The organism is Virgisporangium aurantiacum (assembly GCF_016863635.1).
Taxonomy (GTDB): Bacteria; Actinomycetota; Actinomycetes; order Mycobacteriales; family Micromonosporaceae; genus Virgisporangium; species Virgisporangium aurantiacum.
Map to the genome: position 1 here is coordinate 240,873 of NZ_BOPG01000027.1, position 17,229 is coordinate 258,101.

At 70.4% G+C, this 17,229-nt stretch carries 17 protein-coding genes; 7 read left to right on the forward strand and 10 right to left on the reverse strand.

Annotation, left to right across the window (positions count from 1 at the left end):
• From Vau01_RS22380 to Vau01_RS22410, 7 genes are all read right to left on the reverse strand, one after another.
• Positions 1–1,296 carry an SGNH/GDSL hydrolase family protein gene (locus Vau01_RS22380; RefSeq protein WP_203995979.1) on the reverse strand — a complete coding sequence of 432 codons (1,296 nt, stop codon included), beginning with the start codon at positions 1,294–1,296 and terminating at the stop codon, positions 1–3.
• A 77-nt stretch (positions 1,297–1,373) separates the two neighbouring features.
• On the reverse strand, positions 1,374–2,159 hold the full coding sequence (locus tag Vau01_RS22385) for a sugar isomerase domain-containing protein (protein ID WP_203995981.1): 786 nt from the start codon (positions 2,157–2,159) through the stop codon (positions 1,374–1,376).
• A gap of 40 nt (positions 2,160–2,199) precedes the next feature.
• Entirely contained in the window at positions 2,200–2,937 is a 738-nt protein-coding gene (locus Vau01_RS22390) for a GntR family transcriptional regulator (protein ID WP_203995983.1), read from the reverse strand.
• Positions 2,934–3,803 (reverse strand): ROK family protein, encoded by an 870-nt coding sequence (locus Vau01_RS22395; RefSeq protein WP_203995985.1) that lies wholly within the window; start codon positions 3,801–3,803, stop codon positions 2,934–2,936. Before Vau01_RS22395 ends, Vau01_RS22390 begins: the two co-directional genes overlap by 4 nt.
• Positions 3,804–3,808: 5 nt before the next feature.
• Positions 3,809–4,621, reverse strand: coding sequence for a carbohydrate ABC transporter permease (locus Vau01_RS22400; RefSeq protein WP_203995987.1), 813 nt, complete (start codon positions 4,619–4,621; stop codon positions 3,809–3,811).
• Positions 4,618–5,514: a carbohydrate ABC transporter permease gene (locus tag Vau01_RS22405; protein WP_203995988.1), complete on the reverse strand. Its 897-nt coding sequence runs from the start codon at positions 5,512–5,514 to the stop codon at positions 4,618–4,620. The genes Vau01_RS22400 and Vau01_RS22405 overlap by 4 nt, the downstream gene beginning before the upstream one ends.
• On the reverse strand, positions 5,511–6,818 hold the full coding sequence (locus tag Vau01_RS22410) for an extracellular solute-binding protein (RefSeq protein WP_203995989.1): 1,308 nt from the start codon (positions 6,816–6,818) through the stop codon (positions 5,511–5,513). The genes Vau01_RS22405 and Vau01_RS22410 overlap by 4 nt, the downstream gene beginning before the upstream one ends.
• Positions 6,819–6,967: 149 nt before the next feature.
• Here Vau01_RS22410 and Vau01_RS22415 point away from each other — a divergent pair, with 149 nt between their 5' ends.
• A complete protein-coding gene (locus Vau01_RS22415; RefSeq protein WP_203995990.1) occupies positions 6,968–7,315 on the forward strand; it encodes a PASTA domain-containing protein in 348 nt (115 codons plus the stop codon).
• A 143-nt stretch (positions 7,316–7,458) separates the two neighbouring features.
• Positions 7,459–8,415: a LysR family transcriptional regulator gene (locus Vau01_RS22420; RefSeq protein ID WP_203995991.1), complete on the forward strand. Its 957-nt coding sequence runs from the start codon at positions 7,459–7,461 to the stop codon at positions 8,413–8,415.
• Here the strand turns inward: Vau01_RS22420 and Vau01_RS22425 are convergent.
• Genes Vau01_RS22425 through Vau01_RS22435 form a run of 3 tightly spaced genes read right to left on the reverse strand, consistent with a single transcriptional unit; the run spans position 8,381 to position 12,109 of the window.
• Positions 8,381–10,753, reverse strand: a complete 2,373-nt coding sequence (locus tag Vau01_RS22425; RefSeq protein WP_239151774.1) for an aerobic carbon-monoxide dehydrogenase large subunit — start codon at positions 10,751–10,753, stop codon at positions 8,381–8,383. The two genes, Vau01_RS22420 and Vau01_RS22425, sit on opposite strands and share 35 nt — an antisense overlap.
• Positions 10,740–11,219 (reverse strand): (2Fe-2S)-binding protein, encoded by a 480-nt coding sequence (locus Vau01_RS22430; RefSeq protein ID WP_203995992.1) that lies wholly within the window; start codon positions 11,217–11,219, stop codon positions 10,740–10,742. Before Vau01_RS22430 ends, Vau01_RS22425 begins: the two co-directional genes overlap by 14 nt.
• Before the next feature lie 2 nt (positions 11,220–11,221).
• On the reverse strand, positions 11,222–12,109 hold the full coding sequence (locus Vau01_RS22435) for an FAD binding domain-containing protein (protein WP_203995993.1): 888 nt from the start codon (positions 12,107–12,109) through the stop codon (positions 11,222–11,224).
• Between the two features lie 166 nt (positions 12,110–12,275).
• Between Vau01_RS22435 and Vau01_RS22440 the strand changes: the two genes are divergently transcribed.
• Genes Vau01_RS22440 through Vau01_RS22460 form a run of 5 tightly spaced genes read left to right on the forward strand, consistent with a single transcriptional unit; the run spans position 12,276 to position 17,223 of the window.
• A complete protein-coding gene (locus tag Vau01_RS22440; protein ID WP_203995995.1) occupies positions 12,276–12,518 on the forward strand; it encodes a hypothetical protein in 243 nt (80 codons plus the stop codon).
• An 8-nt stretch (positions 12,519–12,526) separates the two neighbouring features.
• Positions 12,527–13,402 (forward strand): FAD binding domain-containing protein, encoded by an 876-nt coding sequence (locus Vau01_RS22445; RefSeq protein WP_203995997.1) that lies wholly within the window; start codon positions 12,527–12,529, stop codon positions 13,400–13,402.
• Entirely contained in the window at positions 13,399–13,923 is a 525-nt protein-coding gene (locus tag Vau01_RS22450) for a (2Fe-2S)-binding protein (RefSeq protein ID WP_203995999.1), read from the forward strand. The genes Vau01_RS22445 and Vau01_RS22450 overlap by 4 nt, the downstream gene beginning before the upstream one ends.
• The gene (locus Vau01_RS22455; RefSeq protein ID WP_203996001.1) at positions 13,920–16,313 is read left to right on the forward strand and encodes an aerobic carbon-monoxide dehydrogenase large subunit; all 2,394 of its coding nucleotides are present in this window, start codon (positions 13,920–13,922) and stop codon (positions 16,311–16,313) included. Before Vau01_RS22450 ends, Vau01_RS22455 begins: the two co-directional genes overlap by 4 nt.
• A complete protein-coding gene (locus Vau01_RS22460) occupies positions 16,306–17,223 on the forward strand; it encodes an XdhC family protein (RefSeq protein ID WP_203996004.1) in 918 nt (305 codons plus the stop codon). Before Vau01_RS22455 ends, Vau01_RS22460 begins: the two co-directional genes overlap by 8 nt.
• Positions 17,224–17,229: the final 6 nt, after the last annotated feature.

The following is a 17,229-nucleotide window of genomic DNA, read 5'->3' on the forward strand; positions in this document are numbered from 1 at the left end:
TCAACGCCCGATCTGCTTGCCCAGCGCGGCGAACGCCGCATCGGCCATCGCCTGGTATCCGCCGTCGTTCGGGTGCAGGTGGTCGCCGCTGTCGTACTTCGGATCCAGCAGCTCCGGGTGTCCGGGGTAGGCGAGGACGGACGCGAAATCGATCACGCCGTCGAAGGCGCGCGAGCCGAGAATCCACGCGTTGACCTGGCGTCGCTTCTGTTCCGCGGCGGCGTTCCAGTACTCGAAGCCCTGCGCGGGCGTCAACGTGCCGCCGTAGATCCGCACCCCGTGGGCGTGCGCCCGGTCGATGATCCGCCGGTACGCGGCGATCAGGGCGGCGACGCTGACCTCGGTGTTCGGCGCCGTGCAGCCGCTGTTCGGCTCCTGGCTGAAGCCGAGGTCGTTGAGGCCCTCCAGCAGCACCACGGTCCGCACGTTCGGCTGGCTGAACACGTCGCGGTCGAGACGGGACAGCAGGTTCGTCCCGAAACAGACCGAGTCGTTGAGCACGCGGTTTCCGCTGATGCCCTCGTTGACCACGCCGGGCGCCGCGGTGCCGTGCGCGGCGGCCAGCCGCCGGAACAGGAAGTCCGGCCAGCGGGTGTTGGCGTTCCACTGGCCCTGCGCGCCGTCGGTGATCGAGTCGCCGACCGCGACGAGGGTGCCCCGGGCCGGGCCGCGCACCTGTACCGCGTCCACGAGGAACGAGGTGGCCAGCGTCGTCGAGTACGCGTCCGCGGCGACGTCGGCGGCGTGGTCACCGGCCGACAGGTAGCTGGTCTGCTGCGGGTCCTGGTGGTAGGTGGCGGGGCCGGTGGGCCGGGGCAGGTACAGGCTCACCGCCAGGTTGGCCTGTGCGGGCACCGGCATCCGCACCGGGTCGCTCAGCACCGAGCCGCCGGTCGGGATCGTCACCGACGGCGAGCCGTGGAACGTGACCGCGCGCAGCGTGTCGGCGTCCAGTTGCGCGCCGAGGAGCTCGCGGGCCACGGTCGCCGCGCCGACGTCGACGGCCTGGTTGCCGAACGCGTTGCTCAGCCTGATGCGCAGTTCCCGGCCGCCGACGCTGGTGTGGACGATGTTGCGGACCGTCTGGTTGTTCAGCGTCTGGACGCCGGAGACCAGGGCCGAGGGCGCCATGGCGCTGGCACCCCAGGTGCCCACCCAGCCGTCGCCCGACCCGGCTGCCGGTAGGTCCGGCGCCCCGGCGTGCGCGCCCGCGGTGGTCAGCACGCCGGACAGCAGCGACAGCACGGCAAGCGCGGCCAACCTGCGCGGACGGAGATCCCGGATACCAGCAGGCACGACAACCACCGCCACCTCAATAGGTTGATGATGGTCGATACGTTACAAGCCGCACGCCTCCTGGGCCAGGCGGGCGTTCAGTCGTGGACGGATGTGGCGATGGCCCGGGCCTCGGCCGCGTGCAGCCGCTCGCGGTGCGCCGCGAAGACCTCGTCGTTGCTGGCCAGCGTGGCACCCGGCACGGTCGGCGACACGAACGTCGGCAGGACGACGCCGCGCGTGGCGAGCACCGCCGCCGTCCGGGTGACCAGCTCGTGGCTCACGACGCAGGCGACCACGGTCGAGGATCCACCGACCGGCCGGTCCCAGCCGTCGACGGTGACCACGGCGTCCTCCACGGGTACGCCCGTGTCGATCATGACGTCACAGACGTCCGCCAGCCGCTTGCCGGTGGAGTGCTCGGCCGGGCGGGACAGCGACGCCGACGACGTCACGGCGACCGTGAACAGGCCCCGATCGCCGGCGTACATGGCTGCTTCGATGCCCGCCGAGTTGCGGCCGCCGTGGCTGTAGACGACCAGCACGTCGCCGGCGTTCAACGGCTGGTTGGCCAGGAACTTGTCGATGTAGTTCTCGGTGCGCTCCAGCCACAGCAGCTCCCGTACCCCGCCCGGGCCGAGCACGTTGTGCCACATCAGCCGCGGATCGGTCAGCGGAAGGATGCCGGCGAAGCTGCCGTAGCGGGGGAACGCGTCCAGCGTCGGGATCACGGAGTGGCCGCTGCCGAACAGGTGCACCAGGCCACCGGACTCCAGCGCGTCGGCGCAGCGCCGGGCCACCTGGTCGAGCGCGTCGTTCTGCGTGTCGGCGAGCCCGCGGAGCAGGTCGATGAGGCGGTTGGTGTAGACGGGCTGCGTGGTCACTGCGAAACCTCCATAGTGGACGGACAAAGCGTGGAAGCGGTCATGGACGGCGCAACGCGAGCCGGATCCGGTAGCGGTCGCCGCGCATCACGCTCGTCGCCCGCTCGAACGCGCCGGTCTGGTCGTAGGTGACCCGCTCCACGAAGAAGCCGCACGTCCGCGGCGCCACTTCGAGCAGCGCGGCGTCGCGGGTCTTGACCATTCCGACCGTGAACGTCTCGACCGCCTCCGTGGGCACCGTGCCGAAATCGCTGCGCAGCACGGCGTACAGGCCGCGCTCGCCGACGTCGGTGAGTTCCAGGCCGGCGAATCGGGCGGCCGGCAGGAACGACGTCTGCAGCCCGATCGGCTTGCCGTCGCCGGTGCGCAGGCGGCGGATGCGGACGACCGGCGTGCCCGTGTCGAGACCGAGCGCCAGGGCGGTCGCCTCGTCGGCGTCGACGACGGCCGACTCCAGGACCTTGCCGCCGGCGACGAGGCCGAGCTGGGCCAGTTCCGCGGTGAACGACGTGACGTGCCGCGCGCCGGCGGTCAGCGCGGCATCACGGATGAACGTGCCGCGTCCCCGCTCGCGCACCAGCAGTCCACTGTGGACCAGCCGGCCCACCGCCTGCCGCACGGTGATCCGGCTGACCTGGTAGGTCGCGCAGAGCTGCTCCTCGGCGGGGATGCGTTCGCCCGGCCGCCACTCGCCCGCCTGGATCCGGCGGTGCAGGTCCTCTTCGACCTGCATGTGCAGCGGCACTCCGGTCGACGGATCGAGCGCGCGATGCCTCATGTCCACACCTCCCGCGGGTCGGTTGCGCACAGCGCGCCGATGGCTCCGGCCCGGCCGCCCAGCCGGGCCGGAACGACGGCGACGTTCCGGGTGGCCGGGCTGGCGCCCGCGCGTACCGCGGCCCGGAGCGGCTCCGCGTACGCGTCGAATGCTTCGCACAGGCCACCGGCCAGCACGACGATTTCCGGGTCCAGGACGCTGGCCACCGCGGCGATGCCCCGGCCGAGCGCGGCGGCCCAGTCGTCGAGGGCCCGCCGCGCGGCACGGGCGTCGGTGCCGTCGTCGGCGCGGGCGTCGGCGACCAGGTCGGAGCCGGCCCGGCCGGGCCCGGCGAGCCGGTCCAGCGCCCGGCCGGAGGCGGCGAGTTCCAGCGCCCCGTGGTCGGTGGTCGCGGTCACACCGGCCGAGGGTAGCCACCCGAACGCGCCGGCGGTGCCCGTGGCCCCGCCGACGATGCGGCCGCCGAGCATGATGGCACCGCCGACGCCCGTTCCCACCGAGACGAGCACGGCATCGGTCCGGCCGAGGGCGGCCCCCTCCCTGGCCTCACCCAGCAGCGCCACCTGCGCGTCGTTGCGCAGCACCACGTCCGGCGTGCCGGCCAGTCGCGCCGCCAGGTCGGCGGCGAGCGGTCGACCGTCCAACCAGGACAGTGCCGGAATCCAGCGCGGCACGGTGGTCCCGGTGGCTCCGGGGAGCCCGACCACGACGGACCGCACCGGGCCGGGCGGAGCCAGACCGGCGAGCACGTCGAGCAGTTCCGGGTAGCTGCGCGGCACCGGCCGGGACACCACGGGCGTCCGGGAACCGTCGGCCAACCGGGCTACCGCCCGCACCGACGTGCCGCCGACGTCGACGCCCAGCACCGCGGTCACCGTTCGCCGGCCCGGGCGATGGTCTGGATGAACACCCGCTGGGCGAGCAGGAACACGACGACGGTCGGCAGGCTGGCCACCAGCGCTCCGGCCAGCACGACCGACTGGTACCGCACGCTCGACGCGTACGACAGCAGCTGCGACAGCGACAGCACCACCGGGAACTTCGTGTCGCTCTGGAGCACCGACAGCGGCCACAGGAAGCTGTTCCAGTAGAAGACGAACGCGAACACCGTGAGCGTCACGACGGCCGGTCGCAGCAACGGCAGCACGATCCGGACCAGGATGCGTGCCTCGCCGGCGCCGTCGACGCGCGCCGCGTCGATCAGCTCGTCGGGCACGTCGGCGCAGAACTGTCGCATGAGGAAGATCCCGAACGGGTTGGCCAGCCAGGGCAGCAGCACGCCGAGGTACGAGTCGGAGAGCCCGAGCGAGGAGATCATCCAGTACAGCGGCACGAGCGTGACGACGGCCGGCAGGAACATCGTCGCGACCAGCGCCCAGAAGAGGGTGTCGCGGCCGGGGAACCGGTACTTCGCGAACGCGTAGCCGGCGGCGACGCTCGTCACCAGAACGGACAGCGTGCCCAGCCCGGCGATCAGCAGGCTGTTGCCGAACGCGCGCCCGAAGGGGACCACGTCGAACACCGTGCTGTACGCGTCGAACGTGAGCGTCTCCGGCCACCACGACGGGGGGATCCGGCTCAGCTCCTCGGGCGACTTGAGGCTGGAGATCACCATCCAGTAGAGGGGGAACAACGGGAAGAGGGCGGCCACCAGGAGCGCGGCGCCGGTCGCGATCCGTTTCACCGCAAGGCCCTCCGGATTCCGAAGACCGTGCCCATCACCACGATGAGAACCAACAAAAGGCACATCGCCATCGCGCTCGCCTGCCCGGCGAGGCCGTACTGGAACGCCGTGCGTTGGATGTCGTAGGTCAGGACGTTGGTGGAGTCGGACGGTCCGCCCTGGGTCAACAGGTAGACCGGGTCGAAGACCTGGATCGCGTTGATGACGGCGATCATCCCGACGAAGACGAACGTGCGCCGCAGCAACGGAATGGTGATGCTCGTCGTCTGGCGGAACGCCCCCGCGCCGTCGACCCGGGCCGCCTCGTACACCTCGCCGGGGATCTGGGTGAGCCCGGCGACGAGCAGAACGGTGTAGTAGCCCAGCATCTGCCACGCGTTGAACAGCGCGAGCGAGAACAGCGCCACGTCGGGATCGCTGGTCCAGCCGAACGAATCCAGGCCGACGACCCCGAGCAACTGGTCGAACGGGCCGTACTCCGGCGCGTACAGCGCGCCCCAGACCAGCGCGACCGCGACCGTCGGCACCACGTACGTGGTGAACAGGATCGTGCGGACCAGGCGGCGGCCCCGGACGGTGGGAAAGTAGAGCAGCATGGCCAGCAGGAACGCCAGCGGCAACGTGAGGCCCACGACCATGGCGGCGTACAGCAGCGTGTTCCACAGCGTCGTGCGGAACGCTCCGTCGGTCCACAGGCCCTGGTAGTTGTCGAGCCCGGCCCATTGCATGTCGCCGATCGGCGTGTACATCGACCACTCGTGCAGGCTGATCCAGGCGGTCAGCACGATCGGCACGAACACGAAACCGCCGACGAGGAGAACGGCCGGTGACAGGAACAGGGTCGCGGCGCCGCGATGCCGTACACCGCGGCGCCGCGCGACAGCGGCTGTCACCCGTTGGCCTTCTGCAGTGCCGCCGCCGCTTCGTCCTGGGCCGACCGCATCGCGTTGCCGGGTTCGGCCTTGCCGAACACCACGTTCTCGACGTGCTTCTGGATGATCTGGGACATCTGCTCACCGCCGAGCACGGTCGGGAACGGCGTCGCGTTGCCCAACTGTTCGACGTAGACCTTCAGGAACGGCTCGGACAGCGCGGTGTTGTGCGCCGCGATGTCGCTGGTGCGGCTGGGCAGGATGCCCATCGACATGAGAACGTCGGCCATCGCCGAGGAGCCGTTCTTGCCGGACTCCGGTCCGTTGAGCCAGGCCAGGAAGTCCCATGCCGCGTCCTGCCGGGCCTGCGACGCCTTGGCGTTTACCGTCGTGAGCCACGAGTAGGACACCGCCGAGGACTTGGACCCGGACGGACCGACCGGGATCGGTGCGACCCCGACGTCGGCGTACCGGTCACCCATCGCCTGCTTCAGCGAGCCCTGCCACCAGTTGGCCATGATGATCATGCCGGTCTTGCCGTTGACGAAGCTGTCCAGGTACGGCCCGGTGGTGTTGGCGTTGGCCTGGCTCATCGCCGGGTCGGTGGACTTCGCGGCGATCAGCCGCTTGTAGAGGTCCGCGACCGCCGTCACCTTGGGGTCGGTCAGGTTGGGCGTGGTGCCGGACAGCAGCTGCCCGCCGTTGGAGTTGACGAGTGAGACGAACGGGTGCACCACACCGGCCGGCCAGCTGGTGATGACGCCGAAGCCCTGCTGGCCAGGCTTGGTCAGTTTGGCCGCCGCGCTTTCCAGCTCCGCCCACGTCTTGGGTGGCTCGGTGATGCCCGCGGCGGCGAAGAGCTTCTTGTTGTAGTTGAGCGCGTAGAGGTCCACCTCGTTGGGGAAGCCGTACCGCTTGCCGTTCTTGGTCACCCCCTCCACGAGGTTGGCCGGCCAGTTCGTCTGCAGGTCCGCGGCGTACCGGTCCGGGACCGGCGCGGCGATCCCGTCGCGGACCAGTTCCGGCAGCCACAGGTCGTAGATGCTCGCGATGGTCGGCCCGTTCGGGGAGGCGCCCTGTGTCCGCAGTGTGCTCAGCAGGTTGGCGAACGGCACGGCGCGGATCCGCACGTCGACGTTCTGGTGGGTTCGGGCGTACGCGGCCGCGGCGTCCTCGAGCATCTTGACCTGCTCCGGCGCCCAGTGGGTCAGGAACGTGACCGTCTGCTTGTCGCCACCGCCGTTCCCGCCGCCGCACGCGGTGGTGCCCGCGACGACGACGGCTACCAGGAACGCCCACAGTGCCCGGGGACGGGTCACTCTCATGTCGCCTCCCACTTCGAGGGCCAGCTGTTAGGTGGTCGGAACGTTATAACAACTTCTGATCTAACGGAACCCCCGCCGGCTGCAACGGGGATGCAACGGCCGCTCGTAGCGTCGCCGTGCGGATCAGTCCATAACCTCAGGAGGACGTCATGCGAATCCTTGCGCGTAACCGTGTTTTCGCTTTCGGTGCGGCAGTCGCGGCGATGCTCGCGCTGTCACTGGCCGCCCCGGCGACCGCCAATGCCGCATCACCGGCCCGAACGGTGCAGCCCCTGGCGAACGTGGTGGTGCCGGACGAAGTCGGGCAGAACGTTGGCATCGCGATCGACGACCTGCTGGCCCGCGGCTTCCGCCTCGGCTTCCGGCAGACCGTCGACCGGGTGTGCGCGCACGACGAGTTCGAGGTCATCCGGCAGAGCCCGACGGCCGGTTCCGTCGTGCCCGCCGGCACGGTGGTGACCCTCACCTTCGTCGTGTATCCGCCGAACTGTCCCTGATCCCGCACCCGACCGCAGCGCCCGTCCGGCGGACCACCGCCGGGCGGGCGGCTTTGTGCAAGACGCGCCGGGGATGCGCGTCACCTGCGGATCTAGTATTGCGGGGACATGCGTTCCCGGTGCGACGAAGGAGAGCGAGAAGGTTGACGCCGACTCAGCTGCGTGCCTTCGCCGCGGTCGTGCGGCTCGGTTCGGTGAAGCAGGCGGCGGCCGACCTGGAGGTGTCCGAGGCCGCCGTGTCGCTGCACGTCGGCCAGTTGCGGAAGGAACTGGGCGACAAGCTGTTCATCCGGACCTCGTCCGGGCTCGCGTTCACCCCGGGTGGGCTGCGGCTGGCCAGCCGCGCCGCCGAGATGCTGAGCCTGCAGGACCGCACCATCATCGAGGTCCGGCAGGCCGGCGGCGGGCGCCGGATGCTGCGGGTGGCGGCGTCGTCGTTGTTCGCCGAGCACGCGGCTCCGGGTCTGATCGAACTGTTCGCCGACCGGGCGAACGACCTCGACGTCGAGCTCAGCAGCCACGATCCGGGCAGGTTCGAGTCGCTGCTGCTCACCCGCTCGGTCGACGCCGCGATCGGGCCGGTGCCGGCCACCGTCGGTCCTTCGATCGCGAGCACCCACTTCCTCAACTACCAGGTGGTCGCGGTGGTCGCTCCGGACCACCCGATGGCCGTGCGGCCGCCCTCGCTCGGCACGTTGCGGGACCAGACCTGGCTGCTCGGGCCGTCGGCGGCGCTGCACACCGGCGTCACGCCGAACCTGCTGCGTTCGATCGGCGTGCCCGAGCACCACCAGCGCATCTTCCAGAGCCACGCGGCCGCGGTGGAGGAGGCCAAGCGGGGCAAGGGACTGGCGCTGGACGTGTCGTTCGCGGTGTCGCAGGATCTCACGAACGGCGACCTGGTCCGGATCCAGTCGCCGGCGCTTCAGGTCAACGGTGCGTGGAGCATCCTCACGCTGACCGGACCGCACGCGTCGCCCGAGGGGGCCGAGCTGACCCGGTTCATCACCACGCCACGGGCGATCCAGGCGATGCTGCGCGGCTCCGGCGTCACCCCGGGCCGGTTCAAGCCGTCGATTCACGTAACCCTGTGGAGCTGATCGCCTCCCACACGCGCGACGGGGTCAGCGGCATGTCGATGTGACGCAACCCGTACGGCCGGAGCGCGTCGAGGACGGCGTTGACCACGGCCGGCGGCGAGCCGACGGTCGCCGACTCGCCGACCCCCTTGGCGCCGATCGGATGGTGCGGTGACGGGGTGACGGTGAACCCCGTCTCCCAGTCGGGCACCTCCAGCGCGCTGGGGAGCAGGTAGTCCATCAGGGACGCGCCGAGGCAGTTGCCGTCGTCGTCGAACGCGATCATCTCCATCAGGGCCATCCCGACGCCGTCGGTGAGACCGCGGTGCACCTGGCCCTCGATGATCATGGGGTTGATGCGTGTACCGCAGTCGTCGACGGCGATGAACCGGCGGACCGTCACGACCGCCGTCCCCGGGTCGACGTCGACGACGCAGATGTACGCGCCGTTCGGGTACGTCAAGCTCGACGGGTCGTAATGGACCTGCGCCGCGAGTCCGCCGTCGACCCCCTCGGGAAGCTCACCGCTGCCGTACGCCCACCGCGCGACGTCCTGGATGGTGACCGACGAGTTCGGGTCGCCCACGACGTGGATGCGCCCGGCGTCCCAGACGAGGTCGGTCACCGAGATCTCCAGCATCGCCGAGGCGATGAGCATCGCCTTGTCGCGGACCTTGCGGGCCGCGACGACCGCCGCCGCGCCCGAGACCGACGTCGAGCGGCTGCCGTACGTACCGAGGCCGAACGGCGTGTGCTCGGTGTCGCCGTGGACGACCTTGATGTCCGCCGGTGCGATCCCGATCTGCTCGGCGACGATCTGCGCGAACGTCGTCTCGTGACCCTGACCCTGGCTCTGGCACGACACCCGCAGCACGGCCGTGCCGGTGGGGTGCACCTGCAGCTCGGCGCCGTCGGACATCGCCAGGCCCGCGATGTCCATGTCCTTGCGGGGACCGGCGCCGACCGCCTCGGTGAAACACGAGACGCCGATGCCCATCAGCTCGCCCCGGGCGCGCTTCTCGGCCTGTTCGCGCCGCAACCCGGCGTAGTCCGCGATCCGCAACGCCTCCCGGAGGGTGGCCTCGTAGTCGCCGGAGTCGTAGGTCCATCCGGTGGTGGTCGTGTACGGGAACTGGTCGGGCCGCAGCAGGTTCTTCAGCCGCAGTTCGACCGGGTCCATGTCCAGCTCGTGGGCGAGGCAGTCGACCAGGCGCTCGATGAGGTACACCGCCTCGGTGATCCGGAACGAGCACGCGTAGGCGATGCCGCCGGGCGCCTTGTTGGTGTAGACGGCCGTCATCGAGGCGTACGCCGCCTCGATGTCGTAGCTTCCGGTGAACACACCGAAGAAGCCGGCCGGGTACCGGGAGGGCGCGGCGACGCCGTTGAAGGCGCCGTGGTCGGCGAGCACGTCGGTGCGGATCGCGCGGATCCGGCCGTCCCGCGTCGCCGCGATCTCGCCGCGCATGCGGTAGTCGCGGGCGAAACAGGTGCTGGTGAGGTTCTCCGAGCGGTCCTCGGCCCATTTGACCGGCCGGCCGGTGAGCATCGAGGCCACGATCGCGCAGACGTAGCCGGGGTAGATCGGAACCTTGTTGCCGAAGCCGCCGCCGATGTCGGGGGAGATCACCCGGATCTGGTGCTCGGGCAGGCCCGCGATGAGCGCGTACAAGGTGCGGTGTGCGTGCGGCGCCTGCGTCGTGCACCACAGCGTGAGGGCGCCGTCGACGGCGTCGTGGTCGGCCACCGCCGCGCAGGTCTCCAGCGGCGCGGGGTGCACCCGCGGGTACACCATGTCCTGGCGCACTACCACGTCGGCGGCCGCGAACACCGCGTCGGTGGCCGCCCGGTTCCCGGTCTCCCAGTCGAAGATGCGGTTGTCGGTGCGTCCCGCGAGGTCGTCGCGGATCACCGGCGCGCCGTCGTCGAGCGCGGCGCGGGCGTCGACCACCACGGGCAACGGCTCGTAGACGACGTCGATGAGCTCGAGGGCGTCCCGGGCCGCGTACCGGTCCTCGGCGACGACGAAGGCCACCTCCTGGCCCTGGAAGCGGACCTTGTCGGTGACGAGCACCGCCTGCACGTCGTGCGACAGCGTCGGCATCCAGGCAAGTTTGCGCTGTGCCAGCATCGCGCCGGTGACGACCAGTTTCACCTTCGGGTGTGCCTCGGCGACCGTGACGTCGATGCTCACCAACCGTCCGTGTGCGACCGGCGCGCGCAGGATCGCCAGGTGCAGCATCCCGGGCAGCTGGACGTCGTCGACGAACAGGCCCTTGCCCCGGACGAACCGCGGGTCCTCCTTGCGCAGCATCCGCCCGTGGCCCATCGGCCGTTGGTCGTTGTCAATGAACTTCACGGGTACCGGCCTCCTCGGCGGCCGCCCACTGGATCGACCGGACGATCGAGGCGTAGCCGGTACAGCGGCAGAGCTGACCGGAGATGGCCTCCCGGATCTCCGGCTCCGACGGGTCCGGGTTGCGGTCGAGCAGCGCCCGGGCGGTCATCAGCATCCCCGCGGTGCAGAAGCCGCACTGCAGACCGTGGCACTCCATGAAGCCGCGCTGCACGGCGTCGTATTCGCCGAACCGGTCGAGACCCTCGACGGTGCGCACCTCGTGCCCGCCGGCCATGGCGGCCAGCACGGTGCACGACTTCACCGGTTCGGCGTCGAGCCACACGACGCAGGCGCCGCAGTTGCTGGTGTCGCAGCCCCAGTGCGTTCCGGTCAGGGCGAGAACGTCGCGGAGGAAGTGCACGAGCAGCAGGCGTCCCTCGACGTCGCGGGTCACCGGTTCGCCGTTGACGATGATCGTGACCAGCATCGTCAGGTCCCCGCCGCGGTGACCCGGCCGACCGCCCGGCGCAGTGCCCGCCGGGTCAGTTCGGCCGCCAGGTGCTTCTTGTAGGCGGCACTGCCCCGTTGATCGGAGACCGGCGCGCAGTTGTCGGCCGCGATGGCGGCCTCCGCGTACAGGTCCTCCGACGGGGCGCGGCCCCGCACCGCCCGGGAGACCGCCGGGATGCCGGTGGTGTCCGGACCGACCGCGGCCAGCCCGACCCGGGCGCCGGTGATCACGCCGCCGTCGAGCCAGACCGCCACGCCGCACGACACGATCGCCCAGTCGCCGGCGCGCCGCCCGACCTTCTCGAACGCGCTGGAGCCGTTGGGACGCAACGGGATGCGGATCTCGGTGAGCACCTCGGCCGGCCCGACGGCGGTCTCGTAGGGGCCGCGGTAGAACTCGGTCATGGTGACGGTGCGCTCGCCGCCGGGGCCGCGGATCACACACGTGGCTTCGAGCGAGGTGCACACCGCCGACAGGTCCTCGGACGGGTCGGCCTGACACAACGATCCGCCGATCGTTCCCCGGTTCCGCACCGGCGGATCGGCGATGACCCGTTCGGCGTCGTGGAAGATCGGCAACAGCCGGCGCAGGTCGGCGTTCTCGTACAGCTCCCGGTGCCGGGTCATGGCGCCGATGCGGACCACGCTGGTCTTGGTGTTCCGGTCGACCCGGACGTACCCGAGCTCCCCGTGCAGGTCGTTGATGTCGATCAGGTAGTCGACGTCGACCAGCCGAAGCTTCATCATCGGTAGCAGGCTCTGGCCGCCGGCGACGATGCGGGCCGACGGGCCCAACCTGTCGAGCAGGCGCACCGCGTGATCGACGCTCGTCGCCCGTTCGTACTCGAACGGCCCGGGTACCTGCATGGTCGAAATTAACCTCCGCCTGCCACCTTGAACGGGCCGTTTCCCCTTGTCAACCTAACCTAAGCGGCCTGTTGATTCGGATGATTCCGGGCGCGGCCACAGGTAACATAAGCATTTCCTTAATGAACGATTGCGAGTTCGTTTCACCGGGCGCACGATGGCCGCCATGTCGGACGAGCCGAGCGGACCACGGGGCAACCCGCGGCTGTATGAACTCATCGAGAACGCTCCGAAGACCGGAACGAGCCCGACGGTCTGGGCCTTTCCCCAGCTGGTCGAGTACCTGAAGGTGGCCGCCCAGCCGGTGCAGGGACCATGGCCGCCGCACCAGGAGCCGCGGCCCGACCCCGAGGCGGAGTCGATGCCGGTGGCGATCCCGGACCCGGCCGCCAACTCCGACGAAGGCTGAGGGAGCCCGTGTACCCCTCCCGGTTCCGCTACGAGGCACCCCGGTCGATCGACGAGGCGATCTCGCTGTTGCGCGACGGCGACGGTGAGGCGAAGGTGCTCGCCGGCGGCCAGAGCCTGGTCCCGTTGCTCAAGCTCCGCTTCGCGGCACCGGAGCTGCTGGTCGACATCAACAACCTGCCCGGCCTCGACTACCACCGGGTCGACCCCGACGGGACGATCCGGGTCGGTGCCCTGTGCCGGCACGCCGACCTGGAGCGTTCGGGCGTTCTCGCGGCCAAACAGCCGACGATGGCCGCGGCGGCGCCGCTCGTCGCCGATCCCATCGTGCGTACCCGGGGCACGCTCGTCGGCTCGCTGTGCCACGCCGACCCGCAGGGCGACTGGGCCTCGGTCGTCACCGCGCTCGGCGGCCACGTCGTGGCGCAGGGCCCGGCCGGCCGGCGCACGATCGCGCTGGCGGACTTCGTCACCGGCCCGTTCCAGAACACGCTCGGCTACGACGAGATCGCCGTCGAGGCGGTCATCCCGGCACCGAAGGGCACGCCGGCCGGCGGGTACCTGAAGCTGGAGCGGCGCGTCGGTGACTTCGCGACGGCGGGCGTCGCCGTCGCGGTCGAGCTGTCGGGCGCCCTCGTCACCCGCGCGGGCATCGCGTTGACGGGCGTGGGCGGGTCCACCATCGACGCCGCCGACGCGGCGCAGGCCCTCGTGGGGCAGGAACTGACCGCCGACCGCATCGGTACCGCCGCCGACCTCGCCGCGCAGGCCGCCCGGCCGAAGACCGACCACCGGGGGAGCGCGGAGTACAAGCGCCACGTCGTCCGCACGTTCGTCGAACGCATCCTGACCAACGTCAGCGACTCCTTGGAGAAGACAGCATGACCGGTTTGTTCGAAGAGATCCGGGACGAGCCGGCCGCCGACGTACCGGTGCGTCGGGTCGCCATCAGCGTCAACGGCGAGCGGCGGGTCGCCAACGTCGAACCGCGGCTGCTGCTGGCCCACCTGCTGCGCCAGGGGTTGCGGCTCACCGGCACGCACACCGGCTGCGACACCACCAACTGCGGCGCGTGCACCGTGCTGTTCGACGGACGTCCGATCAAGAGCTGCACGATGCTCGCGGTCCAGGCCGACGGCCACGAGGTGACCACGGTGGAGGGTCTGGCCGGGACCAGCGAGCTGCACCCGATCCAGGAGGGGTTCAAGGACGAGCACGGCCTGCAGTGCGGGTTCTGCACCCCCGGCATGATGCTCGCCGCCAAGGCGCTGCTCGACGAGAACCCCGACCCCACCGAGGACGAGGTGCGGTGGGCGTTGTCGGGCAACCTGTGCCGCTGCACCGGCTACCAGAACATCGTCAAGTCGGTGCTGTGGGCGGCGAAGAAGATGCGGGGCGAGTCGTGACCCAGGCGAAGGACGAGATCAAGATCGGTGGGCTCGGCGCGAGTCGCAAGCGGGTCGAGGACAACCGGTTCATCCGCGGCAAGGGCCGCTACGTCGACGACATCGTGCTGCCCGGCATGCTGCACATGGAGATCCTGCGCAGCCCGGTGGCGCACGCCCGGATCACCTCGATCGACACCAGTAAGGCCTGGACGATCCCCGGGGTTCGGCTGGTGCTCACCGGCGAGATGATGGCCGCCCGCAACCTGGCCTGGATGCCGACGCTGTCCTACGACACGCAGGCGGTGCTCGCCACCGACAAGGTGCGCTTCCAGGGCCAGGAGGTCGCCTGCGTCATCGCCGACGACCCGTACATCGCCAAGGACGCGTGCGAGGCGATCGTCGTCGAGTACGAGCCGCTGCCGGTGATCGTCAACCCGACCCAGGCGCTCGCCGACGGCGCGCCGGTGATCCGTGACGACAAGGAGAACCAGCCCGACAACGTCGCCTTCACCTGGGAGGTGGGCGACCGGCAGGGCACCGACGACGCGTTCGCCAAGGCCGACCTGGTGTCGAAGCTCGACCTGCACTACCCGCGCTCGCACCCGTCGCCACTGGAGTGCTGCGGCTCGATCGCCGACTTCGACCGGTCCACGTCGAAACTGACCGTCTACATGACCACGCAGGCGCCGCACATCATCCGCGCCGCGGTGGCACTGGTCGCCGAACTGCCGGAGCACATGATCCGCATCATCTCGCCGGACCTCGGCGGCGGCTTCGGCAACAAGGTGCCGGTGTACCCGGGCTACGTCATGTCGATCCTCGCCTCGATCCTGCTCGAGCGCCCGGTGAAGTGGATCGAGGACAAGTCCGGGAACCTGATCTCGACCGGCTTCGGACGCGACGTCTACCTGCACGGCGAGCTGGCGCTGCGCAAGGACGGCAAGATCCTCGCGGTGCGGATGCACACCGACTCCGACCACGGGGCGTTCTTCGCCGACGCGCAGCCGAGCAAGTTCAAGATCGGGCTGATGCACTCGACGTTCGCCTGCTACGACGTCCCCACCGCGCACCTCACCGCCCGCGGCGTCTACACCAACAAGGCGCCTGGGGGAGTCGCGTACCGGTGCTCGTTCCGCGTCACCGAGGCGATGTACTTCCAGGAACGCATGGTGCAGGCCGCCGCCGACGACCTCGGGATGGACCAGGCCGAGTTCCGCCGCCGCAACTTCGTGCGCGACGACGACTTCCCGCACCGCACCCCGTTCGGGTTCCTGACCGATTCGGGCCAGTACAACAAGTGCCTCGACGTCGGCCTGGAAGCCATCGGGTACGCGGACTTCCTCACGGAGAAGGCGGAGGCGAAGAAGCGCGGACGCCTGCTCGGCATCGGCATCTCCACGATGACCGAGCCGCTCGGCGCCGGTAACAGCCGCGAGTACGACATCCTCGGCATCAAGATGTTCGACTCCGCCGAACTGCGCGTGCACATGACGGGCAAGGCGATCCTGCGCACCGGCGCCAAGAGCCAGGGTCAGGGCCACGAGACGACGTGGGCGCAGATCGTCGCCCACGAACTCGGCATACCCGCCGACGACATCACGGTCGAGGAGGGCGACACCGACACCGCGCCGTTCGGCATGGGCACCTACGCGTCCCGGAGCACGCCGGTCGCCGGCGCCGCGGTCGCGATGGTGTCGCGCAAGGTCCGCGCGAAGGCCCGCAAGCTCGCCGCGCACCTGCTCGAAGTGTCCGAAGAGGACATCGAGTGGGAACTCGGCCGCTTCTACGTGCGTAGCGCGCCGGCTCACGGCGTCACCATCCAGGAATGTGCGATGGCGGCCTACAGCAACATGCCCGACGGCATGGAGCCCGGCCTGGAGAACGTGTCCTACTACGACCCGCCCAACCTCACCTGGCCGTTCGGCTGCTACATCGCCACGGTCGAGGTCGATCCGCAGACCGGCGTGTGGGACGTGCTGCGGATGGTCGCCGTCGACGACTGCGGCGTGCGGATCAACCCGATGATCGTCGAGGGACAGATCATGGGCGGGCTCACCGAGGCGTACGCCATGGCCAGCAACCAGTTCATCACCTTCGACGCCCAGGGCAACTGCGTGGGCTCCAACTACATGGACTACATGCTGCCGACCGCCTGGGAGACGCCCGGATACGAACTGCACGAGGTCGTCACGCCGTCGCCGCACCACCCGATCGGCGCCAAGGGCGTCGGCGAGTGCGCGACCGTCGGCGGGCCGGCGGCGTTCGTCAACGCGGTGCTGGACGCGATCAGGGACACCGGCGTGCGCAACATCGACATGCCGCTGCTGCCCGATCGCGTCTACGAGGCGCTCACCAAGCGGCACGACGTGTCCGGCGCGCCGCCCGTAAGGACCGACGACGATGCCTGATTTCGAGATCCTGCATCTGGCCGAGCAGCTGTCGGCCCGCGGCGAGGAGTTCGCGCTCGCGACGGTGGTGTGGCGGCAGGGACCGTCGTCCGGGCAGTCCGGCTCGCGGGCGCTGATCACCGCGTCGGGCCAACTCCACGGCTGGATCGGCGGCGCCTGCGCCGAGCCGGTGGTGATCCGTGAGGCCAGGCGCGTGATCGCCGAGGGCACGGCGAAGCTGCTGCTGCTCGGCCGGGCCGACCAGCTCGACGACGTCGTACCGGACGGGATGGTGGCGGTCGCGATCTCCTGCCAGAGCGAGGGCGCCATGCACGTCTACGTCGAGCCCGTGGTCCCGTCGCCGCACCTGACCATCGTCGGGCGCTCACCGATGGTCCACACTCTGGCCGATCTGGCCCGTGCGCTCGGCTGGCGGGTCGACGTCCGCGACGGGCCGGACCTCTCCCCGGCCGACCTCGACACCCGCTCGATCGTGATCGTGGCCACCCAGGGCCACGGTGACGAGGAGGCGGTCGAGCAGGCCGTCCAGGCGTTCCCGGCCTTCGTGGGTCTGGTCGCCTCCCGGCGGCGCGGCGAGGCGGTGCTCGGGTACCTGGCCGATCGCGGCGTGCCGCGCAACCTGCTCGACCGGGTGCAGGTGCCGGTCGGGCTGGACCTCGGGCACACGACCCATCGCGAGATCGCCGTCGCGGTCCTCGCGCAGTTGGTGCAGTTGCGGGCGGCGGGCGCGCTCACGCCGCCACCTTCAGAAGAGACCACGAAGGCCGAGCCGGCCGACGCGATCGACCCGGTATGCGGAATGACCGTGCGCGCCGACGCCTCGAGCCATCCGCTGGAACATGACGGCGTCACCGACTACTTCTGCTGCGTCGGTTGTCGCGACGCCTTTTCCGCTCGTCTCGGAGGGTAGAGCCGG